Source organism: Streptomyces sp. (genome assembly GCF_035644915.1).
Classification (GTDB): domain Bacteria; phylum Actinomycetota; class Actinomycetes; order Streptomycetales; family Streptomycetaceae; genus Streptomyces.
On sequence record NZ_DASQNP010000232.1, the window covers coordinates 1 to 26131 of the forward strand.

23 protein-coding genes and 1 pseudogene are annotated in these 26131 nt (G+C 75.0%); 14 read left to right on the forward strand and 10 right to left on the reverse strand.

What is annotated here, in order from left to right; genetic code table 11:
• Positions 1-200: 200 nt before the first annotated feature.
• Positions 201-740 carry an NUDIX domain-containing protein gene (locus VE546_RS24750; protein ID WP_324926056.1) on the forward strand — a complete coding sequence of 180 codons (540 nt, stop codon included), beginning with the start codon at positions 201-203 and terminating at the stop codon, positions 738-740.
• Positions 741-761: 21 nt separating this feature from the next.
• Here the strand turns inward: VE546_RS24750 and VE546_RS24755 are convergent, their stop codons facing one another.
• Positions 762-1349, reverse strand: coding sequence for a hypothetical protein (locus VE546_RS24755; RefSeq protein ID WP_324926058.1), 588 nt, complete (start codon positions 1347-1349; stop codon positions 762-764).
• Positions 1350-1660: 311 nt separating this feature from the next.
• Here VE546_RS24755 and VE546_RS24760 point away from each other — a divergent pair.
• A pseudogene (locus tag VE546_RS24760) lies at positions 1661-2380 on the forward strand (lytic polysaccharide monooxygenase auxiliary activity family 9 protein); the annotation flags it as partial.
• A gap of 96 nt (positions 2381-2476) precedes the next feature.
• Here VE546_RS24760 and VE546_RS24765 read toward each other — a convergent pair.
• Positions 2477-3184 carry a 2-oxoglutarate/malate transporter gene (locus tag VE546_RS24765; RefSeq protein ID WP_324926060.1) on the reverse strand — a complete coding sequence of 236 codons (708 nt, stop codon included), beginning with the start codon at positions 3182-3184 and terminating at the stop codon, positions 2477-2479.
• A gap of 40 nt (positions 3185-3224) precedes the next feature.
• On the opposite strand from VE546_RS24765, the gene VE546_RS24770 reads away from it, so the two are divergent.
• Positions 3225-3851, forward strand: coding sequence for a helix-turn-helix domain-containing protein (locus tag VE546_RS24770; protein WP_324926062.1), 627 nt, complete (start codon positions 3225-3227; stop codon positions 3849-3851).
• Positions 3852-4011: 160 nt separating this feature from the next.
• On the opposite strand, the gene VE546_RS24775 is transcribed toward VE546_RS24770, so the two are convergent.
• Positions 4012-5712: an SWIM zinc finger family protein gene (locus VE546_RS24775; RefSeq protein ID WP_324926064.1), complete on the reverse strand. Its 1701-nt coding sequence runs from the start codon at positions 5710-5712 to the stop codon at positions 4012-4014.
• Between the two features lie 379 nt (positions 5713-6091).
• On the opposite strand from VE546_RS24775, the gene VE546_RS24780 reads away from it, so the two are divergent.
• Positions 6092-6574: an SH3 domain-containing protein gene (locus tag VE546_RS24780; protein ID WP_324926066.1), complete on the forward strand. Its 483-nt coding sequence runs from the start codon at positions 6092-6094 to the stop codon at positions 6572-6574.
• Positions 6575-6809: 235 nt separating this feature from the next.
• Here VE546_RS24780 and VE546_RS24785 read toward each other — a convergent pair whose 3' ends face one another.
• On the reverse strand, positions 6810-7973 hold the full coding sequence (locus VE546_RS24785) for a ferritin-like domain-containing protein (protein ID WP_414720571.1): 1164 nt from the start codon (positions 7971-7973) through the stop codon (positions 6810-6812).
• Positions 7974-8159: 186 nt separating this feature from the next.
• Here VE546_RS24785 and VE546_RS24790 point away from each other — a divergent pair, with 186 nt between their 5' ends.
• The 6 genes from VE546_RS24790 (at position 8160) to VE546_RS24815 (ending at position 13608) form a co-directional block, all read left to right on the forward strand.
• Positions 8160-9089 carry a diiron oxygenase gene (locus tag VE546_RS24790; RefSeq protein ID WP_324926068.1) on the forward strand — a complete coding sequence of 310 codons (930 nt, stop codon included), beginning with the start codon at positions 8160-8162 and terminating at the stop codon, positions 9087-9089.
• A gap of 33 nt (positions 9090-9122) precedes the next feature.
• On the forward strand, positions 9123-9836 hold the full coding sequence (locus VE546_RS24795; RefSeq protein WP_324926070.1) for a TetR/AcrR family transcriptional regulator: 714 nt from the start codon (positions 9123-9125) through the stop codon (positions 9834-9836).
• Positions 9837-9915: 79 nt separating this feature from the next.
• On the forward strand, positions 9916-10230 hold the full coding sequence (locus VE546_RS24800) for a hypothetical protein (RefSeq protein WP_324926072.1): 315 nt from the start codon (positions 9916-9918) through the stop codon (positions 10228-10230).
• A 121-nt stretch (positions 10231-10351) separates the two neighbouring features.
• Positions 10352-11215, forward strand: a complete 864-nt coding sequence (locus VE546_RS24805; protein WP_324926074.1) for a hypothetical protein — start codon at positions 10352-10354, stop codon at positions 11213-11215.
• 283 nt (positions 11216-11498) lie between these two features.
• Positions 11499-12770 carry a glycoside hydrolase family 64 protein gene (locus VE546_RS24810; protein WP_324926076.1) on the forward strand — a complete coding sequence of 424 codons (1272 nt, stop codon included), beginning with the start codon at positions 11499-11501 and terminating at the stop codon, positions 12768-12770.
• Positions 12771-12921: 151 nt separating this feature from the next.
• The gene (locus VE546_RS24815; RefSeq protein ID WP_324926078.1) at positions 12922-13608 is read left to right on the forward strand and encodes a hypothetical protein; all 687 of its coding nucleotides are present in this window, start codon (positions 12922-12924) and stop codon (positions 13606-13608) included.
• 44 nt (positions 13609-13652) lie between these two features.
• On the opposite strand, the gene VE546_RS24820 is transcribed toward VE546_RS24815, so the two are convergent.
• The 4 genes from VE546_RS24820 to VE546_RS24835 form a co-directional block, all read right to left on the reverse strand.
• A complete protein-coding gene (locus tag VE546_RS24820) occupies positions 13653-14891 on the reverse strand; it encodes a styrene monooxygenase/indole monooxygenase family protein (protein ID WP_324926080.1) in 1239 nt (412 codons plus the stop codon).
• A 93-nt stretch (positions 14892-14984) separates the two neighbouring features.
• Positions 14985-15374 (reverse strand): DUF742 domain-containing protein, encoded by a 390-nt coding sequence (locus VE546_RS24825; RefSeq protein ID WP_324926082.1) that lies wholly within the window; start codon positions 15372-15374, stop codon positions 14985-14987.
• On the reverse strand, positions 15371-15874 hold the full coding sequence (locus VE546_RS24830) for a roadblock/LC7 domain-containing protein (RefSeq protein WP_324926084.1): 504 nt from the start codon (positions 15872-15874) through the stop codon (positions 15371-15373). Before VE546_RS24830 ends, VE546_RS24825 begins: the two co-directional genes overlap by 4 nt.
• Positions 15871-18597, reverse strand: coding sequence for a nitrate- and nitrite sensing domain-containing protein (locus VE546_RS24835; protein ID WP_324926085.1), 2727 nt, complete (start codon positions 18595-18597; stop codon positions 15871-15873). Before VE546_RS24835 ends, VE546_RS24830 begins: the two co-directional genes overlap by 4 nt.
• Positions 18598-19068: 471 nt before the next feature.
• On the opposite strand from VE546_RS24835, the gene VE546_RS24840 reads away from it, so the two are divergent.
• Positions 19069-19881 (forward strand): hypothetical protein, encoded by an 813-nt coding sequence (locus VE546_RS24840; RefSeq protein WP_324926087.1) that lies wholly within the window; start codon positions 19069-19071, stop codon positions 19879-19881.
• Here the strand turns inward: VE546_RS24840 and VE546_RS24845 are convergent.
• Positions 19878-20393 (reverse strand): MarR family transcriptional regulator, encoded by a 516-nt coding sequence (locus VE546_RS24845; RefSeq protein WP_324926104.1) that lies wholly within the window; start codon positions 20391-20393, stop codon positions 19878-19880. The genes VE546_RS24840 and VE546_RS24845 overlap by 4 nt on opposite strands.
• Before the next feature lie 213 nt (positions 20394-20606).
• A complete protein-coding gene (lon, locus tag VE546_RS24850) occupies positions 20607-23066 on the reverse strand; it encodes an endopeptidase La (RefSeq protein WP_324926089.1) in 2460 nt (819 codons plus the stop codon).
• A 215-nt stretch (positions 23067-23281) separates the two neighbouring features.
• Here lon and VE546_RS24855 point away from each other — a divergent pair, with 215 nt between their 5' ends.
• The 3 genes from VE546_RS24855 (at position 23282) to VE546_RS24865 (ending at position 25948) form a co-directional block, all read left to right on the forward strand.
• Positions 23282-23977 carry a spermidine synthase gene (locus VE546_RS24855; RefSeq protein WP_324926091.1) on the forward strand — a complete coding sequence of 232 codons (696 nt, stop codon included), beginning with the start codon at positions 23282-23284 and terminating at the stop codon, positions 23975-23977.
• A 58-nt stretch (positions 23978-24035) separates the two neighbouring features.
• Complete coding sequence (locus tag VE546_RS24860; RefSeq protein ID WP_324926092.1) at positions 24036-24803, forward strand: response regulator transcription factor; 768 nt, start codon at positions 24036-24038, stop codon at positions 24801-24803.
• A gap of 74 nt (positions 24804-24877) precedes the next feature.
• Complete coding sequence (locus tag VE546_RS24865; protein WP_324926106.1) at positions 24878-25948, forward strand: HAMP domain-containing sensor histidine kinase; 1071 nt, start codon at positions 24878-24880, stop codon at positions 25946-25948.
• The last annotated feature ends 183 nt before the right edge of the window (positions 25949-26131 follow it).

Sequence of the window (26131 nt, forward strand, 5' to 3'; positions counted from 1 at the left end):
CGGCGCCGCGGGACTGCGGTCGGAGCGGATCGTCCCCACTCCCACCGCGATGTCCGTCGCCGCCTGATGCCCGCCGGGTCACCCGTACGGTTCCGCGGCCGGGTGGGCGGATACGCTGCCGGCAGCCCTGTCCGGTGGCGGGGCCTGGTACCGAACGCGCCGCCTCGTCCCCGGGCGCGCGAGGAAGGGAGGGTCCGCCCATGGGATACACCCTCGGCCGCCGCATCACCCACTGCCCGTACTGCGGGACCGCCTACCCGGCCGATGCCGGATGGCCCCGGGACTGCCCGGGCTGCGGCGAGACGAGCTGGGCCAATCCCCTTCCGGTCGCGGTCGCACTGCAGCCCGTCGTCACGGAGGCCGGCACGCGGGGGCTGGTGGTGGTGCGGCGGGACATCGAGCCCCAGCGCGGGCGGCTGGCCCTGCCCGGCGGTTACATGGAGACGGGCGAGACCTGGCAGCAGGCCGCCGTCCGGGAGCTGAAGGAGGAGACCGGGCTCGACGCCGACGCGGAGCGCGTCCGGCTCCTCGACGCCCGCAGCACGCCCGTCACCCTCCTCCTCTTCGCCCTGCTGCCCGACCGGGACGCCAGGACCCTGCCGCCGTCGTCGGCCACGGCCGAGGCGACGGAGTGGTTCGTGCTCGACGAGGCGGTCGAGCTGGCCTTCCCCGCGCACACCGAGGTCATGCGGGCGTACTTCGAGCGGGAGCGCCGGGAGCGCGCCGCGCTCGACGCGTAACGCGCGCCGGGCCGGCCGGGGTCAGCGGCTCCGGAACACCTCCTCGATCGCCTCCCCGAGGACGCGCGCCCTGCGGTGCGGAGGACTCCTCCTGGCCAGCGCGCTCATCCTCTGGGCCTCCTCCGTGGTGGGCAGGAAACCCACCAGCAGGAAGGGCAGCAGCAGGCGCCGCACGAGGAGTTCGTTCCCGGAGACGGCATGGGGTCGGCGCACGACCGAGACGTTGACCCGGATCGCGTGCTCGTTGCCCGGCGGGACACCGGGCCGGTCCGTCTCGACGGCCGCGTAGCGGAAGCCGTGGGCCAGGTCGCAGGGGCCGCAGCCGACCGGGCCGCGGCCGAGCCCGCCGCCGCAGCCGGGACAGGCCAGCCTGTCCAGGGCCGCGTCCACCACGCGCCAGTCGTGCCGGTCGGGTTCGTCCGCCACCATCTCGGCGACTGCCGCCTCCTGGTCGGCGCCGACGTCCCAGTCGTGCAGGAAGCGGCGCCACTCCTCCTCCACGATGCCGTCCACCCGGTCCCGGCAGGCGGCGCACGCGGGTGCCCCTCCGTACGCGTATCCGCCGCACTCCCCGCACCGGCGCGGCACCTCCCCCACCGCGGGTCTCATCGCCTCTCCCCTTCCCGCTTCCCCGTTCCGCCGTCGGTCCCGCATGGCCGCGGCACGTTGCCGCGGTGTGTCGCGGACGGTTCCGCAACGCCGCGCACAACCCGCGGGGAACATTGCCAGAAACGTTTACGAATCCTCCGGTTGACGCTACGTTGGATATCTGGGAGCGCTCCCATAGGCAGGCTGTCCGCAGCCGACGGGGGCGCCTCCGCGCATGGCTGCACATCCCGACGGCGGGTTGCGGTCGGCCCGTCCAGACGTCAACGGGTCGATGCCGCCGGTCACCCGTACTCCGAAGGAGACCCCCCCACATGGCCATACGACACACGGATCGGAGGAAGTCCCCGATCCGCGCGCCCCGCTTCTTGAGCGTGCTGGGAGCGGCGCTGTTCGCCCTCGTCACGGCGTTCGCGACCACCACTCCCGCGTCGGCCCACGGTGCCACCCTGTTCCCGGGCTCGCGCACCTGGTTCTGCTACCAGGACCTGGTCAGGAACGGTCACCAGACGCCGTCCAACCCGGCCTGTGCCGACGCGGTCCGGCAGAACGGCACCACCGGGCTGTACAACTGGTTCGCCGTGCTCGACTCCAACGGCGGCGGACGCACCACGGGCTACATCCCCGACGGCAAGCTGTGCAGCGGCGGCGACCGGGGCCCGTTCCAGTTCTCCGCGTACAACGCGGCCCGCACCGACTGGCCGAAGACGCACCTCACCTCCGGCGCGAACATCCAGGTCAAGCACAGCAACTGGGCGCACCACCCGGGCCGCTTCGACGTGTACATCACCAAGCAGGGCTGGTCCCCGACCAAGGCCCTGGCCTGGGGTGACCTGGAGAAGATCAACAGCGTGACCAACCCGCCGCAGTCGGGCAGCGTCGGCTCCGAGTCCGGTCACTACTACTGGAACGTCCAGCTCCCGCAGCGTTCCGGCCAGCACATCATCTACATCCACTGGATCCGCTCCGACAGCCAGGAGAACTTCTACTCCTGCTCCGACGTCGTCTTCGACGGCGGCAACGGCAACGTGACGTGGTGACACGGGGGTTCTGACACCCCGGGAACACGACGCGTTCGGGAACCCCGCCGGGCCCGGCCCGGCGGGGTTCCCCCGTTCCCGCCCGGCCGGTCAGCCCGTCCCGCGAACCCGCGGGGCCGGGTCCAGGCGGATCAGGGCGACGCCGTACGCGACGATCCAGACCACCCACATCAGCCAGCCGGCGAGGCCGAGGAGTCCGAAGGGGCCTCCCCGGTCGACGACCACGGGGGCGAGGGTGGCCGAGCCGAACAGCAGCGCGGCCGACAGCAGCCCCAGCCCGCCGTGCCACGGCCGGACGAGCCCGGCGCGCAGGCCGCCGACGGACAGGCCGGTGAGGGCGAGCGCCAGGAAGGTGCCGTTGAGGGTGAACAGCGCGTCGTGCAGCGCCCAGAGCCCCGGGACGGCGGTGTCGTCGTCCGCCGCCGTCGACGCGAGCGCGAGGCGGACCGCGACCACCCCGGCGAAGGTGGCGTTCTGCAGGACCAGGCCGGCGAACCCGAGCAGCGACCACGCCTCGCGCCGGTCGCACTCGGACCGCCACAGCGCGCGGACCGCCCCCGCGCCGAACAGCGTGGCCAGCACCCAGGCGGCGGGGGCGAGCGCGGACCCGGCGCCGACGGCACCGCCCTCGGCCCCGAAGAACGCCTCGGCCTCGGCGGCTTCGGCCCCGGTGGACGGGAGACCGGCGGGCACCATGATCACGTTGCCGAGGACGATCACGGCGGCGAAACCGAGGGCGGCGATGCCGCTGATCCGGGAGAAGCCCATGGCGGGCACCCCGGATGATTGACGTATCATTTATTCATTATAAGGCGCGTAAAGTTCCAGGGAGCGGACCATGGGTGCGGAGCCGGGCCGTCGTCGCTACGACTCGTTGCGCCGGACGACGCAGGCGCAGGAGACCCGGGCGGAGATCGCCCGCGCCGCCCGCCGGCTCTTCGTCTCCCGCGGCTGGGCGGCGACGACCGTGCGCGACGTGGCGCGCGAGGCGGGCGTCTCGGCGCCGACGGTCTACGCGGCGTACGGCAACAAGGCGGGGCTGACCCGGGCCCTGGCCGACGCGGCCGACCTGTCGGCCGACGCGTCGCGGATGCTCGCCGAACTGGAGGCCCCCGGGACGGACCCCGAGCGGCAGCTCGCGGCGATGGCCGCCTACGACCGGCGGCTGTTCGAGCGCGCGGGCGACGTCATCACGTTGGTGCGCGAAGCGGGCCGCACCGAGCCCGAGTTGGCGGCGGCCTACCGCGACGGCCGCAGGCGGGGCGACGAGACCCGCGTGCGGGTCTTCTCCTCCTGGCCGGACGGCGTCCTCCGGAGCGGCCTGGACGTGCGGTCCGCCGTCGACGTCTACGCGGCCGTGTGCAACATCGACGTCTACACCACGCTCACCGTCGAGCGCGGCTGGTCGCCCGAGCGGGTCGAGCGGTGGTGGAGCGGGGTGCTGGCCCGCGAACTCCTGGCCTGACAGCTCCCCTTCGCCCGCGCCGCGGGGCCACCGCGTTCCCGTCCCCCGGGGCACACCGGGTGCCGCCGGTGCCTCGCCGTGGTTCCCGGCCGGCCACGGCGATCACCCACGCCCCGTCAACCGGTCCCCCGGCCCGTCCGGTCGCCGCCGCCCGCAGGGCTCACAGACCGGCCTCGTCCAGCATCCGCATCAGCTTCCGCTTGCGCTTCTGGTCGGCGCGGAGGCCGGCGAGCCAGTCGGCGAACTCGTCCTCCGTTCCCAGGGTCCGGTGGCAGGCGCGGGCCGAGAGCAGGAGTTCCGTCATGCGCTCGTACGCCGCGTCCCCGGTCCTGCGCCGCAGCGGGGCGACGGCGCGGCGGTAGAGGGCGAGGGCGTCGGCCGGACGGCGGTCGCGGATGCCGTCGGCGACGCGCACCCACTGGTCCGGGGCCGCCCCGGTGTCGCGGGCGGCGGCGAAGGCGGCCTCGGCGTCCCCGTCGTCCAGCAGCGCGTCGATCAGCACGCGGTCGCCGTGGAGCAGGCGGAGGGCGGCCGGGCGCTCCCCGGACCAGCGGCCTGCCGCGCGGGCGGCCTCCCGCAGGCGCCGGTAGGCGCCGAGGGTGCGCCGGGCGCGGAGGTCGCCGCGCAGGACGCGGAGGGCGTCCTCATGGCGTCCGGCCGCCGTGTGACGGCGGACCAGGTACTCCACCAGCGCGGGGACGGCGGGGTACGGCTCTCCCGTCGCCTCGTCCGTCCCCCGCTCGGCCAGTCCGCGCTCGGCCCAGGCCAGGGCCTCGTCCGGGCGTCCGGCCGCGTCCAGCTCCCCGGCGATCCGCAGATGGGTGGAGCCGTCCGGGGCGAGGTCGGCGGCCATCTCCCCGATCAGCACGTCCACGCCGCCCTCGGCCCTGAGGACCTGTTCCAGCACGTACTGCTCCGTCCACCCCGACGGGCGGTCGCGGTGGGCCCGGCGGACCCGGCGGACCAGGGCGGCCCAGCCGGCTTCGCCGAGGACGTCGCGGTAGTCGGCGGGGTCGAGTTCCGGCAGGTGGCTGGTGTCGCCCAGGAGGTGCGAGGCGAGCCAGTCGGCGAGGCCCCCGGGGTCGGGGCGGGCGGAGCGGCAGGCCGCCAGGTGGGCGGCGGCGAGGTCGTCGGCGACCGGGGAGAGCCCGCCGTCGGAGTCGTCGACGCGTTCGGCGGCCTCGCCGAGTGCCGTGACGGCCTCCTGGGCGAGGGTCACCGCCTCCCCGGCGAGGGGCCCCGCGGCCAGGGAGCGTACGGCGGCCGCCGCCTCGGCCGCCTGGACGGCGTAGGCGGCGGCGTCGCGGTGGGCCACCACGCCGTACTGCTCGAAGGGCCTGGTGTCGAGCAGCCGCAGCACCCGGGCCCGTACGGCGGCCGGGCCCTCCCGGTCCGCCCGGTCCAGGGCGGCCCGCAGCTCCAGGCGGCGCCCGAACTCCGGGTCGGCGGCGAGCTGTTCGCGGACCAGGGCCAGCAGGCGTGCGCGGTCCAGGGAGTCCAGCCAGTCCTCCAGGGCCCGGGTGCGGGCCGCGGTCGCGGCCCGCACCCGGGGGAGTCCGTCGCCCAGGGCCAGGGTCCGCAGGCCGACGGCGACGCAGTGCTTGCAGAAGAAGCCGTCCCGGCCGTGGGGGCAGTCGCAGCGGCCGTCGAGTCCGGAGGGCGCCGGCCGCAGGGTCACGCGGTAGGTGCCGGTGCCGTACACCGTGGCGGTGATCCCGCCGTCGGTGGCGGCCAGGTCCTCGACGGCGGAGAGGCAGCCCCGGCCGCGTTCGAAGGACCGGTCGCCCGCGAGCGCGCGCAGGTCCTCCTCGGTGAAGCCGGGTGCGGTGCCGTCGGACTCGGATGCGGGGCGGCTGGTCATGGCCTTCTTTCCACGGGGCTTTCCACGGGATCTCGTGGGAGCTGCGCCGGTCCAGCGTTCCACGGCCCGCGGGCGGCGTCCACGGACCTCCGGCGGGGCGCCGTGTCCGGCTGGGGCGCTGAGCTGGGCGGGAGGGGCGCACGTCCATCCGTACGGAGCAAGGGGGGCGCCGGAGGGGCGCGGGGCGACACAGGGGCGCTGAGCTGGGATTTGGCCGATTCGGCGACTCTGTGTGATGAATTGCGAACGCATATGTACCGATTTAACGTGAATTGCGCGTGGTAGTGATCGGCCCGATACGGGCCGTGACGCAGTCCATGTGTCCCTTCCCCGGGCCCGGCCCCGCGCCGGGCCCTCCCCTCCCAGGAGGTTTCTCCGCATGTTCAAGTCCAAGCTCAGCAAGCTCGCCCTGTGCGCCGCCGGTGGCGCCGCCGCACTCGCCACCGCCGCCGGGCCTGCTCTCGCCGAGCCGCCCGCTCCCGTCACCGACCTCGGTCGGCCGAGCGTCGAGGCTCCCGCGAACATGACCGAGGGCGCCCCGAACACCGCCGAGGCCGCTCCGGCCACCACCGATGCCGTCCGCACCTACCTGGGCCGCGTCCTCGCCAGGAACGGGCTGAACGTCCGCGCGTACCCGAACACCCGCAGCAGGGTCATCCGCACCCTGCCGTACCGCTCGATCATCCACATCGAGTGCAAGGTGCGCGGTCAGCGCGTCGGCGGCAACCCGCTCTGGTACAAGCTGGACAGGCACCACCACCGCCACGACGGCTGGGTCTCCGCGCGCTACGTCGCCAACATCGGCCCGGCTCCGCACTTCTGCCACGAGCGCCACGACGACCGCAACCAGGAACGCAACTGAGTTCCGGCTCTGAGCGCATCCGAACGCCCCGCCCCCGGTGCCGTCTCCGGCCCCGGGGGCGGGCGTTCGCGCCGTCCGGCGGTCGCGGGGGCCGGGGAACGCGTCCCGCGCCCGCGCGAGCGGCACGGTCCGGCGCCCCACGCGTCCGGCCCGCGCGGGACCTTCGAGCGCCCCGGAGGACGACGGGAGGGCAGACCCTCCCGGGGCGCTCCCTCCCGGCGGGCCGGCCCGGGGCTCAGCCGCCGTCCGCCGCCCCCTCGGTCGCTCCCTCTGCGATGGCCTCGGCCACCTCCGCCGTGCGCGCCGCCTCCTCGGCCGCGAAGCGCTCGGCGTCCAGCCGCTCGGCCAGTTCCTCGTCCTGGGTCATCAGCCGGTCCAGGGCGGCGTCGCCCAGGTCGAACACGCCCATGTCCGCGTACGCCCGCTGCAGTCGCCCGCCCCACAGCCCGATGTCCCGCACGCAGGGGACGATGCGGCTGAACAGCAGCTTCCGGAACAGCCGCAGCGACGGCGACCCCTCGCAGACCGCCTCGGCCTCCCGCGCGGGGACGCCCAGGTTCTCCAGCACCTCGGTGCCCTTGAGGCGATCGCGCATCAGGTGGCAGCCCTCGATGACGAACTCCTCGCGCTCGCGCAGCTCCGCCTCCGACAACTGCCGGTAGTGGTCGCGCAGCGCCATCCGCCCGAAGGCGACGTGCCGGGCCTCGTCCTGCATCACATAGGTGAGGATCTGCCTGGGCAGTGGCCTGTCGGTGGAGTCGCGCAGCATGCCGAAGGCGGCCAGCGCCAGCCCCTCGATCAGGACCTGCATGCCCAGGTACGGCATGTCCCAGCGGGAGTCGCGCAGGGTGTCGCCCAGAAGGGTCCTCAGGTCGTCGTTGACCGGGTAGACCAGCCCGATCTTCTCGTCCAGGAAGCGGCCGTAGACCTCGGCGTGCCGGGCCTCGTCCAGGGTCTGGGTGGCGGAGTAGAACTTGGCGTCCAGATCGGGGGCGCACTCCACGATCCGCGCGGCGCACACCATCGCGCCCTGCTCCCCGTGGAGGAACTGGCTGAACTGCCAGGAGGCGAAGTGCCTGCGCGCCTCGGCCCGTTCCCGCTCGCCCATCCGGCGCCAGTGGGGCGTGTCGTACAGCGGAAGGGCCTCGTCGGGCAGGCCGAGGGGGTCGTACGGGTCGACCTCCAGCTCCCAGTCGATGCGCCGGGCTCCGTCCCACTGCTTGTCCTTGCCCTTCTGGTAGAGGGCGAGCAGCCTCTCGCGGCCGGGGCCGTCCTCCTGGCCGGGGTACACCGGCCCCCAGGCGAAGCGGGCCGCGCCGGAGGCAGGCACCTGCCAGTGCGGGTCGGCGGACCGGAGCGGGTCGGCGGGGGCGGTCGTCTGCGGTTCACGGTCGGGCACAGCGCCTCCTCGGCCATGCGGAGTCCCGCGAGTCCCGCGCGGGCGGTCGTCGGGCAGGGTCACACGGCCCCACCGCGGGGTCAACAAGGCGTGCACGGGGGATTGACGAGCTTGCTGACGAGTAGTCTCATAAGTGGCGACCCTGGTGTGACCGTCAGTAACACCCGACTGTGAGGTGGCCGTGCGATGACGACCGCGACCGATGCCGGACGGCTCCGGGACGCCCTCGGACTGCTCAGGGACCGCGAGCAGGTGGCCGAGCGCCTCCTCGAATCCTCGGCCCGGCACTCCTTCGACCCCGACAAGGAACTGGACTGGGACGCGCCCTTCGAGGAGGGCAAGTGGTTCTGGCCGCCGGAGCTGGTCTCGCTGTACGACACGCCGCTGTGGCGGCGGATGCCGGAGGAGCAGCGGATGGACCTGGCCCGCCACGAGGCCGCCTCGCTCGCCTCGATCGGCATCTGGTTCGAGATCATCCTGATGCAGCTCCTGGTGAGGCACATCTACGACAAGCCGCTGACCAGCGCGCACGTGCGCTACGCCCTCACCGAGATCGAGGACGAGTGCCGCCACTCCAAGATGTTCGCCCGTTTCATCCAGAAGGCGGGCACGCGGGCGTATCCGGTCACGCGGCTGCACCACAACCTCGCGCGGGTGCTCAAGACGGTCTCCACCACGCCCGGTTCGTTCACCGCGACGCTGCTGGGCGAGGAGATCCTGGACTGGATGCAGCGGCTGACCTTCCCCGACGAGCGGGTCCAGCCGCTGGTGCGCGGCATCACCCGCATCCACGTCGTGGAGGAGGCGCGGCACGTGCGCTACGCGCGCGAGGAACTGCGCCGCCAGATGGTGGACTGCCCGCGCTGGGAGGCGGAGCTGACCCGCATCAGCTCCGGCGAGGCCGCCCGGGTGATGTCCGTCTCCTTCGTCAACCCGCAGGTCTACACGGACGTCGGGCTCGACCGCCGCGAGGCCCTCGCGCAGGTGCGGGCGAGCGCCCACCGCCGCGAGGTGATGCAGACGGCCGCCCGGCGGCTGACGGACTTCCTGGACGAGATCGGGGTGCTGCGCGGGGTCGGCCGCAGGCTGTGGAGGAGTTCCGGCCTGCTGGCCTGAGGGCCGCCGGGGCGGCGGCGGTACGCTGCCCCCATGACCGCCCCGGCGTACCGCAGGCTCAGCGTGGAGGAGCGGCGCGGCCAGCTCATCACCACGGCACTCGTCCTCTTCGCCCACAACGCGCCCGAGGACGTCTCCCTCGACGACGTCGCCGCCGCCGCGGGCGTCTCGCGCCCCCTGGTCTACCGCTACTTCCCCGGCGGCAAGCAGCAGTTGTACGAGGCCGCGCTGGGCAGCGCGGCCGACGAACTGCGGCAGTGCTTCGACGAGCCGCAGACCGGACCGCTCAGCCGCAGGCTGTCGCGCGCGCTGGACCGCTACCTGGCCTTCGTCGACGAGCACGACGCGGGGTTCGCCGCGCTGCTCCAGGGCGGCAGCGTCGCCGAGACGTCCCGGACGAGCGCGATCGTGGACGGGGTGCGGCGGGCCGCGGCCGAGCAGATCCTGCTGCACCTGGGGGTGCCGGAGCCGGGCCCGCGGCTGCGGATGATGGTCCGCACCTGGCTGGCGGCGGTGGAGGCCGCCTCGCTGATCTGGCTGGACGAGAACAAGCAGCCGCCGCTGGAGGAGCTGCGCGACTGGCTGGTGGACCACTTCGTCGCCCTGCTCACCGCCACCGCCGCCGGCGATCCGCAGACGGCGAGGGTCACCCGGGCGGCGCTGGCGCTGGAGCACCCGGACGGGCCGGTGGGCCGGCTGGCCCGGCGCGTCGCCCCGGTGGTCGGCGACGCCCTCCCCCTGTCGTGAGGGCCACCGTGAGAGCCGCGGTGAGGGCCGGCGTGAGGGCCGCCGTGGCCGCGGGACCGGGCCGGGTCAGACTGGGACGGTGAGGAGCGAGGAGACGGTGTTCGTCGGCGGGCCCATGGACGGGCGGGTACTGCCCGTGCTGGTGGGGCCCACCGGACGGCCACCGAAGTACTACGAGATTCCCGTGCCCGATCCGTCGGGCGGCGAGCCGGTGGTCCACGTCTACCGGCTGGAGCCGGTCGCGGTGGGCCGGCGCCTGGCCCTGCCGCGCGGCTGGCGGTACGTCCACCTGCCGGAGGGCAGGCCGAGGAGCGGACCGCGGTGGCCGTGGGGCGGGCGGGGACGGCGGGGCGGACGCGGAGCCGGCGGGGACGGGGAGCCCGGCAGGCGCTGACCTCCCACAAGGCGCGCCGGCTCCGGGACACGGCGCGCGTTTGCGAAGGAATTCGGCAGGAACGGCGCATGTGAGGCTCTTCTCCCGCCCTTCCCCGCCCCGCGGCCCTAATCTGCCGCCCGTGACCCCAGGGATCGCCCGCCTCGGTACGGATGACCCCCGGCAGCTCGGCCCCTACCGGCTGCGCGGGCTGCTCGGCCACGGCACCGCGGGACCGGTCTACCTCGGCCGGGGCGCCGCCCGGCACGGCGGACGCAGGCGGACCGCCGCCGTGCGGGCGCTCCGCCCCGAACTGCTGCGCGACCGGCAACTGCGGGCCCGGCTCCGGCACGACCTGGAGGCGGTCCGGACACGGACGGCCGGCCCGTACCTGGCGCGGCCGCTGGACTGCGAGCTGGACAGCGACCGGCCGTGGGCCGCGGCGGAGTTCGTGCCCGGCCCCTCCCTCGCCCACCTCCTCGGCCGGTACGGTCCGCCGCCCGAGGCCGTCGTACGGGTCCTCGGCGCCGCCCTGGCGCACGCCCTGGCCGAGCTGCACGCCGCCGGGGTCGTCCACGGCGCCCTGCGGCCGACCGCCGTGCTGGTCACCGCCGACCGGCCCCGGGTCGCGGACTGCGCCCTCGCCCTGGACCCCCTGGCCGAGGAGCGCGGGCGGCCCGCCGACGACGTCTTCGACCTCGGCGTCCTGCTCGCCCTCACCGCGAGCGGCGGTCACCACCCCTTCGCGGGCAGCCTGTTGCCCTCCGCCCGGGAGGACCCCGACCTCACCGGCGTTCCCTCGGCCCTGCATCCGGTGCTGCTCGGCTGCCTCCACAAGGTGCCCGGTCACCGTCCGGCGGCGGACGCGCTCGCGGCCTGGCTGGACCCGGCGGGGACGGCGTGGCGTCCGGCCCGGGAGTGGCTGCCGCAGGACTGGCTCCCCGCCCTCGGCGCCTGGGCGGCGCTCGCCCGTGAGCTGGGCGGACGGCGCTTCCTGCCGTGGTGAGCCCGGGAGCCGGCGCGCGCCGCCGACCGCCGGGGGGCGGGCGGGGCCGGGACGGCCGGCGAGCGGGTGGAGAACGGCCCCAACTGATGTAGATCTTTCAGGAGTTGTAAGCGAACCTTAAATTGAGAGCGCTCTCTGCGAAAGGTCTTGACCTTTGGGGCCTCCCTTCATCACAGTGGCGACATCCGGTCGCTCCCCCATCCCCCTTTTCGGGCGGCGATCGGGCGCACGACCTCTTTTGTCGTGCTCATGCCACGCCCACGTCCCTCAGGAGATCCCCACCGTGGTGTCACGCAGAAGGTTCCTCGGCCTGTCCGCCGCAGCCGTCGCCGCTCCCGTCATCGGCTACGCCGCCACCTCCACCGGCTTCGCCTCCAACGCCTCCACGGCCAACGCGGCCCCGACCCTGAAGCTCGTCAACGAGTCCGGTCAGTCCGCCGCGTTCGCCTACCTCCACGCCGACTACCCCGGTGGCGGGCAGGGGTTCCTCAACCCCTCGACCGGTCAGCTCGACCCGATCCCCAACCCGGGCGAGCGGATGTACGACCTGAGCGGCTTCCTCTCCTCGCGCCGGCTCCCGTTCAACCAGGAGATCCGGCTGAACACCCACCTCACCGGCGCGCGGGTGTACTTCTCGCTCGGCCAGAGCGTGGCCTTCTTCGCCAACCCCAACGCGGGGGCCCCCGCGGGCGCCGTGGTCCAGCCGTCGGCCGCCAACACCGCCGACCCCTCGTACCGCACGATGTGGGACTACTGCGAGTTCACCTACAACCCCAGCGGGATCTGGGGGAACATCACCTGCGTCGACGGCGTCGCCCTCCCGATCGCCCTCACCCTCACCCCGGGCAGCGGAGCGGTGCAGCACGTCGGCGGCATGCCCGCCGGCGGCACCGCCCTGCTGGCCGAGCGGCTGAAGCAGGCGGGCGGCGACTGGGGCAAGTGCGCGCTGTACGACGGCGACCGGCTGGTGCGGGTCTCCAGCCCCGCCAAGCTCCCGGGCCTGGGCAAGGACGTGTTCGCCGGGCACTACCGCGGCTACGTCGACGAGGTGTGGCACAAGTACCGCGCCGACGGCGGCCAGGACCTGCGGATCACCCTCGGCGACGTCTGGCCGGGCAAGACGGTGGTCGGCCGGACCCACGGCGACCGGCTGGTCTTCGAGGGGATCACCGACGGCTCCCCCAACTCCTTCCCCAAGCCCGGCACGACCGGCACCACCGCCGAGGCCGACATCTTCGGCTGCGACGGCTCCCTCCACGGGATCAACGCCACCCAGCAGGGCCGCATCGCCGCGGTGCTGGGCGCCGCGTTCTGCCGCACCACGCTGGTGAGCAACCCCTCCCAGCCCGACGCCACCTCCCGGGAGTTCTACGTCCACGGGCCCCGGCACGAGTACGCGCGGCTGGTCCACGAGCTGGTGGCCGACCGCCGCGGCTACGCCTTCCCGTACGACGACGTCACCCCCACCCAGGAGAGCGACCTGGCGGGCGCGGTGATGTACACCGAGCGGCCCTCGGAGTGGGCGCTGACCGTGACGCTCAAGCGGCCCGTCTGACGGGGCCGGCGGGTCCTGCCCGCAGGACCGCGTCACCCGGCCGGCGTACGGATTGCGTCGATCGCCGCATCCGCACGCCGGTCCGGGAGGCCGGCCGCGGCCCCGCGTGCCACGATCACCGAGGACCCCCGGAAGGCACGGAGGTGGACCGGTGTCGCAAGCGCGGGGCCGCCTCGTACGGGCGGTACGGACGGCGGTGGCCGCGACGGTGCTTGCCGTCGCGGCCACCGCCGTGCCGGTGCCGCCCGCCGGCGCCGCCCACCGCGCCCAGGCCGCCGACGAGCCCGTCGGCGAACTCCTCACCCGGCTGCGGGACCTGTACCAGCGGACCGCGACCGAGGCCGAGGCGCACCGGGCCGCCGAGCGGAAACTGACGGCGCAGCGCTCCCGGACCGCCCGGCTCCAGCGCCGCCTGGCCGACACCCGCGTCCGGCTGGACGCGGTGCGCGACGAGGCCGGGCGGATCGCCCGGCGGCGGTACCAGGGCGTCGGGCCCTTCCCGCCCCACCTGCGGCTGCTCCTCGGCCGCGACCTGCGGGAGGTGCGGACGGTGTTCGAGTACGGGCGGGTGCTGGACCGGATGGCCGCGCGCCGGACCGCCGCGGCCGAGCGCCTGACCGCCGAGGAGCGGCGGCTGGACGCGCAGGCCACCCGCGCGCGCCGCGCCCTGGACCGGCAGCGGACGCTCACCGAACGGCGCGGGCGGCTGCGGGACGCCGTCGGGCGGCGGCTGGCGGAGGTCGAGCGGCGGCTCGCCTCGCTCACCGACCGGGAGCTGGACCGGCTGCGCCGCGCGGAGGGGACGTACGCGGCGCAGCCCCGCCCCGGCGGCCGGTGAGCGGGGCCGGAAGGGCGGGACGCGCGGGGCCGAACGGAGCGGGATCAGGCGGAGGCGGCGAGGCCCGCCAGGTACGCCTCCGCCTTCTCCGGCTCGTAGAACCAGTTCTCGAAGTCGGAGGGGTCGTTGAAGCCGTTGGCGAAGCGGTCGGCCAGCGCCTGGTGCTCCATGCCCGCGCCGATCAGCTTCAGGACGTGCTCCGGCGGCGGCGCCAGCATCGCGTTCGTCCACTTGGTGACGTGCCGGGCCGTCTCCCAGTAGCGGTCGAACGTGGCCTGCATCCACTCCTCGTCGAACGGCTTGTCGCCCCGCTCCAGGATCGAGTCCAGGTAGACGGCCGCGCACTTGGCGGCGGAGTTGGACCCCTGGCCCGTGATCGGGTCGTTGGCCACCACCACGTCGGCCACGCCCAGCACCGCGCCGCCCGAGGGCAGCCGGCCGATCGGCCTGCGGACGGTGGGCGCGTAGCGGCCGGCGAGCGTGGCGCCCGCGTCGGTCAGCTCCACCTTGGTGGCCCGCGCGTACTCCCAGGGCGTGAAGCGCTCCATCAGCTCCAGCGTGAGGGACAGGTGCTCCGCGGGGTCCTTGACGCCCTGGAAGACGTCCAGCGGGCCGCCCGGGATCCCCTCCCAGAAGAGCATGTCGCAGGGGCCGGAGAGGGTGTATCCGGGGATCATGAACAACTCGCCGACGCCCGGCACCAGGTTGCAGCGCACCGCCAGGGTGTCGGGGTGCTCGGGGCGCCGCTCCAGGCCGTGGACGTAGGCGACGGCCAGCGCGCGCTGCGGCTTGTCGTACGGGGAGCGTTCGGCGTCGCGCTCGAACATCGACACCAGCTCGCCCTTGCCCGCCGCGATGAGCACCAGGTCGTAGGCGCGGGCGAAGAAGTCCAGGTCGGAGACCGCCGCGCCGTGGATCACCAGCCGGCCGCCGCGCTGGACGAAGGTCTCCATCCAGCCCGCCATCTTCACGCGCTGGTCCACGGACTGCGCGTGGTCGTCGAGGCGGCCCAGCCAGTCCACGGGACGCGTCCCCTCGGGGCCGGCGACCGAGACGCCGATGCCCTCCACGCGCGGGCACCGGTCCGCCCAGAAGTCGATCCCCAGGTCGCGCTCGTGCTGCAGGGCCCGGTCGAACATGCACTGGGTGGACATGACGCGGCCGCCGCGTATCTCGTCCGAGGTGCGGTTGGACATCACGGTGACCTCGTAGCCGTGCGCCTGGAGGCCGAGCGCGAGCTGGAGACCGGACTGGCCGGCTCCGACGATGAGTATCTTCCGCATGGCGGATCTCCCTGTGGTGCCTGGATGGTGGTGCCCGGCACCGGCGCCGGTCCCCGGGAGCCGGAAGCCGGAGTCCGGTGCCGGATTTCGGTGTCAGAGCCTGCGCAGTCCGCTCAACACCCGTTCCAGCACCGCCCGGTCGGGGCGGTCGCCGGCGTACCCGGTGCCGTAGACCCGGATCAGCCCCTGGTCGGCGAGGTCGCTGAGCAGCACGCGCACCACGCCCAGCGGCATCCGCAGCAGCGCGGCCACCTCGGCGACCGACCGCATCCGGCGGCACAGCTCGACGATGGCCCTCATCTCGGGCATCACCCGGTCGCGCAGCCCCCCGGAGGTCAGCTCGCGGCGCTCCCCGGGCGCCTCGATGGCGGCGACGAGGGTCTCCACCAGCAGGACGTGGCCGAAGCGGGTGCGTCCGCCGGTCAGGGAGTACGGGCGGACCCGCGCGGGTCCGCCCGCGGGCAGCGGACCGCGGGAGGTCACCGCTCCGGCTCCAGCGACGCGCGCAGTTCGTTGCGGAGTTCGGGGGTGAGGACGTGTCCGGCGCGGCCGACGAAGAGGCCCATGTGGTACGCGACGGTGCCGGTGTCGCAGTCGGGCGCGGCGTGGACGCCGAGCAGCGAGCCGTCGCTGATCGACATCACCAGCAGGTTGCCCTCGTCCATCGCGACCATGGTCTGCTTGACGGCGCCGCTGTCCATCAGCTTCGCGGCGCCCTCGGTGAGGGAGCCGAGGCCGGAGACGATGGTGGCCAGGTCGGCGCTGGAGCCCTTGGGCCCGTGCTCCGACCGCTCGCCGCCCTTCCCCGGCGCGGCCTCCGGGCGGCCCGGATCGCCCGGGTCGGAGGACAGCAGGAGGAGCCCGTCGGAGGACACCACGGCCACGGACCGTATGCCCGGCACCTCCTTGACCAGGTTCTCCAGCAGCCAGCGCAGGTCGCGCGCCCGCTTGCTGGGGGTGTGTGCGGTGGTGGGCGCGTTCACGTCCGTGCCTCCTCGACAGTGCCGCCAGTGCCGCTGGTGTCTCCGGTGTCGCCGGTGTCCGTCGGCTGCTCCCCGGCCGGCCGGCCGGGGCCGTTCTCCTCCGCCTCGACCCCGGCCTCCGCGTCCCGGCGGCCGTCCCGGGCCCCCTGGTGGAAGCCGCCGAGCCGCTGCCGCAGCTCCTCGGCCTTCAGGCCGCCCGTGCGGGGCCGTGCGACACCGGCCGCCGCCTCCGCGGGCTTGCGCCGGGGCAGGCCCTTGGCGGTGACGGCCTCTCCGGCGGGGGCGGGCCGGGGGGCGGGTACGGCCCCCGGGACGGCCTCGGGAGCGGGAGCGGACCCAGGGGCGGGGGCGGGTGCCTCGTCCCGGGCGCGGGCGTGCTCGTCGGGCTCGACGAGGTACGGTCCCGCGACCCGGACCAGGGCGTCGCGCGCCGGGTCGGCCGCGGCCTCGTCGGCCGCGGCGACGTCGACGTCGGCCTTGGCATCGCCGCCGCTGGTGCCGCCGCCGGCGGTGGGCCCGGTGCCCACCGCGGGGATGCTCACGGTGTCGGCGGCCTGCTCGGGGGCGGCCGGCCCGGCGGTGGTCCGGTCGCCGGATCCGGTGTCCTCCGCGGCGGCCCTGCCCTCCGCGGTCTCCGCCGCGGTCTTGTCCGCGGCGGTCCCGTCCGCGGTCGCCTCGTCGGCGGCCCCGGTGTCCTCCTCACCGGCCCGGCCGGGCAGCGCCGGTGCCGCGGCCTCCTCCCCCGCCACGGGCTCGGCGGTGTCCTCGTCGTCCTCGTCCACCAGCAGGGCGTGCGGCAGGGTGACGACCGCGGCGGTGCCGCCCTGCTCCTGCGCGCTCAGCCGCACCCGGATCCCGTGCCGCGCGGCGAGCCGGGCCACCACGTACAGGCCCAGGCCCGACGCGTCGTCCTCCCCGGAGGGGCCCTGCGGCCGGACGGAGGGCTCCTGGGCACCCCACTCCTCCAGGCGGGCGTTCAGCTCGGCCAGCCGCTCGGCGGTCAGGCCGGTGCCCTCGTCCTGGACGGACAGCGTGATCTCGCCGCTCTCCAGCAGCCAGACCGAGAGCCGCACCCCGGCCTCCGGCGGCGAGTAGGCGACGGCGTTGTCCACCAGCTCGGCGATCAGGTGGCTGAGGTCGTCGGCGGCGGCGCCGGAGACCCGGGCCCGCGGGAACTCCGGGGCCAGCCCCACGCGCTCGTAGTGCTCGACCTCGCTGACCGCGGCGCGCAGCACGTCCAGCAGCGACACCGGTTCCCGGTGGCCGGCGGCGTCCCCGGCCCCGGCCAGGATCAGCAGGTTCTCGCTGTGCCGGCGCATCCGGGTGGCGAGGTGGTCGAGCTCGTAGAGGGCGGCGAGCCGGTCCGGCTCCTTCTCCTCGTGCTCCATGCCCTCGATGAGGGAGAGCTGCCGCTCCACCAGGTCCAGGGTGCGCCGCGTGAGGCGGACGGAGGTGTCCGGGGCGCCGCCGGAGGCGCCGGCGGGGGCGTCCTGCCGCTCCCCGGTCCCCCCGGCCCGTGCGGCGCGCTCGTGCAGCGCGGCGGCGGTGTCCCGCAGCCGGTTGACGGCGCGCACGACGTCGGCGAACTCGTCGTTGCGGCCCTTGTAGACCACCGGCTCCTCGCCCGCCGGGTCGGCGGCCACCCGCTGGCTGCCGCGCCGCAGGACGGCCAGCGGCCGGGTCATCGAGCGGGCGGTCTGCACGCTGATGCCGAGGGTGAGCAGGAGGCAGGCCCCGAGCAGGGCGGCGTTCAGCTCCAGCGCGGTGACGTCGTCGTTGCGCAGCTTCTCCAGCCGCTTCACCTCGGCGGTGGCCAGCGAGGACTCCATGCTGCGCATGCGGTCCACGCGGGCGGCCAGGGCGGCCGCGACGCGGTCGGCGTCCAGGGCCAGGTCCTGGTAGTCCAGCCGCGGCTGGTCGGTGAGGCGCGCGAGGTAGCGCTCGGCCCGGTGCACGTCGGTGCCGGTGACGGTCCTGGCGTACGCGTCGCGGGCGGCGGGCCGCGCCGTCTGGTCGAAGTCGGCGAGGGCGGCCTGTTCGCGCAGGTGCGCCTGCTGGGCCGCCGTGGTCAGCCGTTCCTGCTCGCCTCCGGCGGCGAGCGCGGCCAGCAGCAGCCCGCGGGCGGCGGACGCCCGCTCGACGGCGCGGCCGAGGTCGGGGAGCGCGTCGGCCGTGGCGTTCTCGGCGCGGCCGGGGAGGGCGCGGGTGGTGGCGGCGGTGATGCCGCCGAGGGACTGGATGACCTCGGTGTACGCCTCGTACGCCTCGGTCGCGTCGCTCTTCCCGGCGACGGCCTGCCGCCGGGTGTCGGGGAACGCGTCGAGCAGCCGCCGTACGCCGGCGGGCGCGTCGGCGCGCAGCTCCCGGATCCCGCGGTCCACGCGGGCGCTCTCCTTCTCGGGGAGGCCCTCGCCCCCGTCGGCGGCGCCTCCCGTGGCGATGAGACGGACGACGGCGTCGCGCTCGTCGGCCAGGGCGTGGGAGAGGGAGACGGCCCGCCGGCCCAGCTCGGCGCGGTCGACCAGCCGCTGGGAGTCGGTCAGGTCGCGCGAGGCCGTGGCCACGCCGGGCGCGCCCGCGGCGAGCACGGCGACGGCGCACAGGGTGACGGAGACGAGCAGCCGGTTGCGCACCCGTCCCCTGCGCGCGGACGTGGTGACCGTGGAGGTCGTGGTGCCCTGATGGTTGTTCTGCCGGCCGCCCCGGAGTCGCTTCTTCCCCACCCGCGCTCGCAATCTCGCTCAGCCGTCCCGGGTCCGCCCGGGACGCGACAGTCCAACGTGTGCGGCAAGGAACCGTATCCCGTCCTCCTGTGCCCACCTGCGGCGACCGACCATGTCAGCGCTGCCGTGGGGGCGGGAACCGTTCCCCGTGCCGGGCCACTCGAAGGAGTGAACATCACAGGGGAGTTGCCGAACAACTCCGGTCCGGGCGGCGGTTTGCCCACACACCGGTCATGAGCTGGAAATTCGCGCGCGGTTTTGGCAGGATGCCCGCCCGCCACTTCACGGATGCCCCGATTCCGGCAGAACTCCGGCGAAGTGCCACAGGCCGCGGCGGCGGCGCCGATCCGCCCGGCTCCTGTCGGCCCGGTCCGGCTTCCCCCTCCTCCTCCGCCGCCCCTTTCGCCTCCCTTTCGCCGCCCTTGCGGCCCGCTCCGGCCCCCTCCGGCCCACTCCGGCAGACTGGCGCGCATGCGGATCGAGATGGCGAGCGAGCCCGGCAGCCCGCGGATCCCCAACGAGGACTTCGCCTCGGTGGCACTGCCCGCGGCGGGGCGCGGCGGCGCACTGGTACTGCTGGACGGGGTGACTCCGCCGCCGGAGGACACCGGCTGCGGGCACGGCGTGCCGTGGTACGTGGCCCGGCTCGGCGGGGCGCTGCTCGAACTGTCCGGTTCGCGCCGGGATATGACGCTGGCAGAGTGCCTCGCGGCCGCCATCGAGCGGACCGCCTCCGCCCACGGTCCGGGGTGTGACCTTTCTCACGCCCGTACGCCGCAGGCCACGGTGGTGCTGGCGCGCTGGGACGAGTCGGTCGTCGAGCACCTGGTGCTCTCCGACTCGGCGCTGCTGGTCGAGGAGACGGACGGCACGGTGACACCCGTGCTCGACACCCGGCTGGACGGACTCCGGCCCGCCGCGCGGGCGTTGCCCCCCGCGGAGCGCGCCGCGTACCTGGAGGGCCTGCGCAACGCGGAGGGCGGCTTCTTCACGGCGGCGGCCGATCCCGCGGTGGCCGCCCGCGCGGTGACGGGCAGCACGCCCCGGGAGCGGGTGCGCGCGCTCGCCGCGCTGAGCGACGGCGTCACCCGCTGGGCGGAGACCTTCCGGCTGGGCGACTGGGCCGCGCTGGCGGCGGTGCTCCGCACGGAGGGGCCGCGGTCGCTCATCTCCCGGGTCCGCACCGCCGAGTCCGCCGATCCGGGCGGCACGGCCTTCCCGCGCGGCAAGGTCCACGACGACGCGACGGCGGTGCTGGTGGAGTTCCGGCCGGCCGGACCCTAGGCGCCGGGGTTTTGGGCGCCCGTCCGTCGGCCGCCCGGGCGGGCGGGGTCCTCGGGGCCGCCCAGGGTGTTCAACCGGTGCAGCAGCCGGGCCAGTTCGGCGATCTCGCCGCGGTCCCAGGAGGCGAGCTCGCGCATGTACCGGGCGCGCCGGGCCTCCCGGACCCGGGTGAACCGGGCGCGCCCCTCGGGGGTGAGGCGCACCAGCCAGGCGCGGCCGTCGTCCGGGTCGGGGGTGCGGGTGACCAGGCCGAGGGACTCCAGGGTCCGAAGCTGGCGGCTCATCGTGGCCTTGCCGACGCCGAAGTACCCGGCGAGGTCGGTGGCGCGCTGCGGTCCGGCGTCCGCCAGCCGCACCAGCAGGCCGTACGCCGCGGGCTCCATGTCGGGGTGGACCGCGCGGGCCAGTTCGCCGGAGGAGGCGCGGGCCCGGCGCAGGAAGACGGCCAGTTCGCGCTCCAGGGCGAGGAACTCCGGCCCGGGCGCGCCGGGTCGGGTCCGGTCCTCGCCCAGGTCTGCCTCCGGGTGGTCTCCGGGGCCGTGTGCGGTCCCGTGGTCGTGCACGTCAGCGCCCTTTCCGGGGTCTCGGCGACGGGGTCGCGCCGGCGGCGTCGGCCGCGGCCGACGCCAGTATTTCCCAGGAACGGACCACCGGCGGTCCCCGCCCCGCGCGGCGCGGGGCGGGGCGGGGACCGCCGGTGCGGGCATCCGCCCGGAGGGCGGCGCTCAGGCCGCGATCGGGAGGTCCGCCGCCGCGGGGGTCAGGGCCAGCTCCAGGACCTGGCGGACGTCGGAGACCAGCTTGACGTCCAGCTTCCGCAGCACCTCCTCGGGCACGTCGTCCAGGTCGGGCTCGTTGCGCCTGGGGATGATCACCGTGGTGATCCCCGCCCGGTGCGCGGCGAGCAGCTTCTGCTTCACCCCGCCGATCGGCAGCACCCGGCCGGTCAGCGAGACCTCGCCGGTCATCGCCACGTCCGGGCGGACCTGACGGCCCGACAGCAGCGAGGCCAGCGCGGTGGTCATGGTGATGCCCGCGCTCGGCCCGTCCTTGGGGATCGCGCCCGCCGGGATGTGCAGGTGGACGCCGCGCTCCTTCAGGTCGCCGACCGGCAGCTCCAGTTCGGCGCCGCGCGAGCGGAGGTAGGAGAGCGCGATGTGCGCGGACTCCTTCATCACGTCGCCGAGCTGCCCGGTCAGCGTCAGGCCCGAGCCGCCCGTCTCCGGGTCGGCCAGCGACGCCTCGACGTAGAGCACGTCGCCGCCCGCGCCGGTGACCGCCAGCCCGGTGGCCACGCCCGGCACCGCCGTGCGCCGCTCCGCCGGGTCCTGGGCGGACTCGGGGGTGTGGTGCGGGCGGCCGATCAGCGGGCGCAGGTCCTCCACGCGGACGGTGAACGGCAGCTCGCGCTCGCCCAGTTCGTGCTGGGTGGCGATCTTGCGCAGCAGCCGTGCGACGTTCCGCTCCAGGTCGCGCACGCCCGCCTCGCGGGTGTACTCCCCGGCCAGCTTGCGCAGCGCGGCCTCCTCGAAGGCCACCTCGTCCGCCGCCAGCCCGGCGCGGTCGAGCTGCCGGGGCACCAGGTGGTCGCGGGCGATGACGACCTTCTCGTCCTCGGTGTAGCCGTCGAGCCGCACCAGCTCCATGCGGTCCAGCAGCGGCTGCGGGATGGCCTCCAGGACGTTGGCCGTGGCCAGGAAGACCACGTCGGACAGGTCGAGTTCCACCTCCAGGTAGTGGTCCCGGAAGGTGTGGTTCTGGGCGGGGTCGAGGACCTCCAGCAGGGCGGCGGCCGGGTCGCCCCGGAAGTCGCTGCCCACCTTGTCGACCTCGTCGAGCAGGACGACCGGGTTCATCGAGCCGGCCTCCTTGACCGCCCGCACGATCCGGCCCGGCAGCGCGCCGACGTAGGTGCGCCGGTGGCCGCGGATCTCGGCCTCGTCGCGGACGCCGCCGAGCGCGACCCGGGCGAACTTCCGGCCCATCGCGCGGGCCACGCTCTGGCCGAGCGAGGTCTTGCCGACGCCGGGGGGCCCGACGAGGGCGAGCACCGCCCCGCCGGCCCGGCGTCCGCCGGGGCGCCGGGAGTCGTCCACCGGGGCGAGCCCGCGCTCGGCGCGGCGCTTGCGGACCGCCAGGTACTCGATGATGCGCTCCTTGACCTCGTCCAGCCCGGCGTGGTCGGCGTCCAGGACGGCGCGGGCCCCGGCGATGTCGTACGCGTCCTCGGTCCGCTCGTTCCAGGGCATGTCGAGCACGGTGTCCAGCCAGGTGCGGATCCAGCCGCTCTCGGGGCTCTGGTCGGAGGTCCGCTCCAGCCGGTCGACCTCCTTCAGCGCCGCCTCCCTGACCTTCTCGGGCAGGTTCGCGGCCTCCACCCGGGCCCGGTAGTCGTCGCCCTCGTCGCCGCTGTCGCCGTTCAGCTCGGCCAGCTCCTTGCGGACGGCCTCGAGCTGGCGGCGGAGCAGGAACTCGCGCTGCTGCCTGTCCACGCCCTCCTGGACGTCCTTGGCGATGGCCTCGGCGACGTCCTGCTCGGCGAGGTGGTCCCTCAACCAGCCCGTGGCGAGCTTCAGCCGCTCGACCGGGTCGATGGTCTCCAGCAGCTTCACGCGCTGCTCGATGCCCAGGAACGGGCTGTAGCCGGAGTTGTCGGCGAGCTGTCCGGCGTCGTCTATCTGCTGGATGCGGTCCACGACCTGCCAGGCGCCGCGCTTGCGCAGCCAGGTGGTCGCCAGGGCCTTGTACTCCTTCACCAGCTCGGCGACCGCTCCGGGGCTGGGGGCCCTGCCGTCGGGGCCGGAGGCGACCTCCTCCACCTCGGTGCCCTCCACCCACAGCGCGGCGCCCGGGCCGGTGGTGCCGGCGCCGATCCGCACCCGGCTCACGCCGCGGATCAGCGCGCCGGGGTCGCCGTCGGCCAGCCGTCCGACCTGCTCCACGCGGCCGAGCACGCCGATGCCCGCGTACGTGCCGTCCACGCGTGGCACCAGCAGGACCCGTGGCTTCTCCCCCTTCTCCCGCTCGCCGTCTCTCCCGGCGGACTGCGCCGCCGACTGTGCGGCCTCCACCGCGGCCCGCACCTCGGAGTCCGACAGGTCCAGCGGCACCACCATCCCGGGGAGCACGACCTCGTTGTCGAGGGGCAGCACGGGCAGGGTGAGCGTTGTGGGCGACAGAGCCATGATCTCTCCCTCGGCAGGCAAATTGAGCTAAGAAGACTCAATGCCTGTTCAATGCCCGGCCCGGGGTCACGTGTTCCCCGACACGTGTTCGCCGTGAGCGATCGGCGCCCACGGCCTTCGGCCCGCCGACGCCGTGCGATATGACCGTTTCGGCTTGTTTCCATCCTGCTCCTGCCCCCGTGCGGCATCCCGCGCGGCCCCGGCAGGATGGACGCATGCCTGCCTCGTACGAGACCGCCGGGCAGCCCCGGGTCCTGGACCGCCGCGACGGCCCCCACGGCGAGGTGGTGCTGCGGCGGCACGGGGAACTGCTCCAGATCATCGCCAACGGCTGTTTCCTGATGGACACCTCCGACGGCCGCTCCGAGCGGCGGCTGGTGCGGGCGGCCCTGGAGGAGCTGGACGCGCTCGGCGGCCGGCCCGCGCCCACCGTGCTGATCGGCGGGCTCGGCGTCGGCTTCTCGCCGGCCGAGGCGGCGGCCGAGCCGCGCTGGGGGCGGATCACGGTCGTCGAGCGGGAGGAGGCGGTCATCGACTGGCACCGTCGCGGCCCGCTCGGCGGGATGTCGGCCGGGGCCCTGTCCGACCCGCGCGTCCGCGTCGTCCGGGCCGACCTGCCGGCCTTCCTGCGGGGCGACGGCGAGTCCTGGGACGCCCTGTGCCTGGACATCGACAACGGGCCCGGCTGGACGGTCACCGAGGACAACGGCTCGCTCTACTCCCCCGCCGGACTCGCCGCGTGCGCCCGGCGGCTCACCCCGGGCGGGGTGCTCGCCGTGTGGTCCGCGCAGCCGTCCCCGGCGTTCGAGGACGCCCTGCGCGATGCCGGATTCGGGCGGGTGCGCACCGAAGAGATCCCCGTCGTCCGAGGCGTCCCGGACGTGGTCCACCTCGCGACCCGACCGGCGTAGCGCAGCCGCTCAACAGCCCTTTACGCTGCTGCAAGAAACCGACAGCAGGGCGAGGCGTATGGACCACAGGAACACGACTCAGACCCACGGCGGCGGCACCGCCGCGGCGGCCACCCCGGGCGCCCAGCGCCGGGTCCTGGTCGTGGAGGACGACCCGACGATCACCGAGGCGGTCGCCGCGCGGCTGCGCGCCGAGGGCTTCCAGGTCCGCACGGCCGGGGACGGTCCGGCGGCGGTGGAGACGGCCGAGGTGTGGCAGCCCGATCTGCTGGTGCTGGACGTGATGCTGCCCGGCTTCGACGGCCTGGAGGTCTGCCGCCGGGTGCAGGCCCAGCGGCCGGTGCCGGTGCTGATGCTCACCGCCCGGGACGACGAGACCGACATGCTGGTCGGGCTCGGGGTCGGCGCGGACGACTACATGACCAAGCCCTTCTCCATGCGGGAGCTGGTCGCCCGGGTCCACGTGCTGCTGCGCCGCGTGGAGCGGGCCACGCTCGCCGCGACCTCGCCGCGCTCGGGCACCCTGCGGCTGGGCGAACTGGAGATCGACCACGCCCAGCGCCGGGTGAGGGTCTCCGGCAAGGACGTCCACCTCACCCCGACCGAGTTCGACCTGCTGGTCTGCCTGGCCAACTCGCCGCGCGCGGTGCTCTCGCGCGAGCAGCTCCTGGCCGAGGTGTGGGACTGGGCGGACGCCTCGGGGACGCGGACGGTGGACAGCCACATCAAGGCGCTGCGCCGGAAGATCGGCGCGGAGCGGATACGCACGGTCCACGGCGTCGGCTACGCGCTGGAGGCCCCCGCACCGGCCTCCGACTGGGCGTGAGCGGACCGCGCGGGAGCGGCTCCCGCGCGGGCGGCTCCGGCGCGGGCAGACCGGGCGCGGGCCGCTGCCGTTCCCTGTGGAAGCGCTGCTGGGAGGGCCTGCGCCCCCTGGACCCCAACCGCTCGGTCAAGGCGGCGCTGGGCGCGCTGGTCATCGCCACGGTGGCCATCACCACGCTGCTGACCATCGTCGCGTTCCACTCGGCGATCGAGCTGCGGGTGATCGCCCTGCTCGCGGTGATCGCCTCCCTGGTGGTCACCCAGTTCGTGGCCCACGGGCTGGCCGCGCCGCTGGACGAGATGACGGACGCGGCCCGCTCGATGGCCCGCGGCGACTACAGCCGGCGGGTCCGCGTCGAGCGCCGGGACGAGCTGGGCGAGCTGGCCGACACCTTCAACCGCATGGCCGCCGACCTGGAGGCCGCCGACCGGCACCGCAAGGAGCTGGTCGCCAACGTCTCCCACGAGCTGCGCACCCCGATCGCGGCGCTGCGCGCGGTGCTGGAGAACGTGGTGGACGGGGTCTCGGAGGCCGATCCGGCGACCATGGACACCGCGCTGCGGCAGACCGAGCGGCTGGGCCGCCTGGTGGAGCACCTGCTGGACCTGTCCCGGCTCGACAACGGCGTGGTGCCGCTGCACGCCCGGCGCTTCGAGGTGTGGCCGTACCTGTCGGGCGTGCTCAAGGAAGCCAACATGACCAAGGGCGAGGGGCACTCCCGCACCGACGTCCACCTCCACCTGGACGTCTCGCCCCCGGACCTGGCCGCGTACGCCGACACCGAGCGGCTGCACCAGGTGGTCGCCAACCTGATCGACAACGCCGTCAAGCACAGTCCGCCGCACGGCCGGGTGACCGTGCGGGCGCGGCCCGGCCGGGCCCCGCTGAGCCTGGCGCTGGAGGTGCTGGACGAGGGGCCGGGCATCCCGGAGGCGGACCGCGACCGGGTCTTCGAGCGCTTCGGCCGCTCCGCCTCGGCCAAGGGCGGCGACGGCGGCACGGGACTGGGGCTGGCCATCGCGCGCTGGGCGGTGGACCTGCACGGCGGGCGGATCGGGGTGGCCGAATCCCCGCGGGGCTGCCGCATCCTCGTCACGCTTCCCGGCGACACCTCCGGCACGGAGTTGACGCAGAGGCCGACGTAAAGTCGGCGGGGAGGAACGCAACGGAGCGGTCCCGGAGGCCGTTCCGGCGGTTCAGTGTTGCCTGATGCAGGGCAAACGCGTGTGTTTCCCGCCCGGAACCGCGCCGAAACATACCGCCGGATGTGACATAGCTGACGCCAACCCCATGCCGACTGCACCGAACAGCCGCGGGGGCGTAGCCTT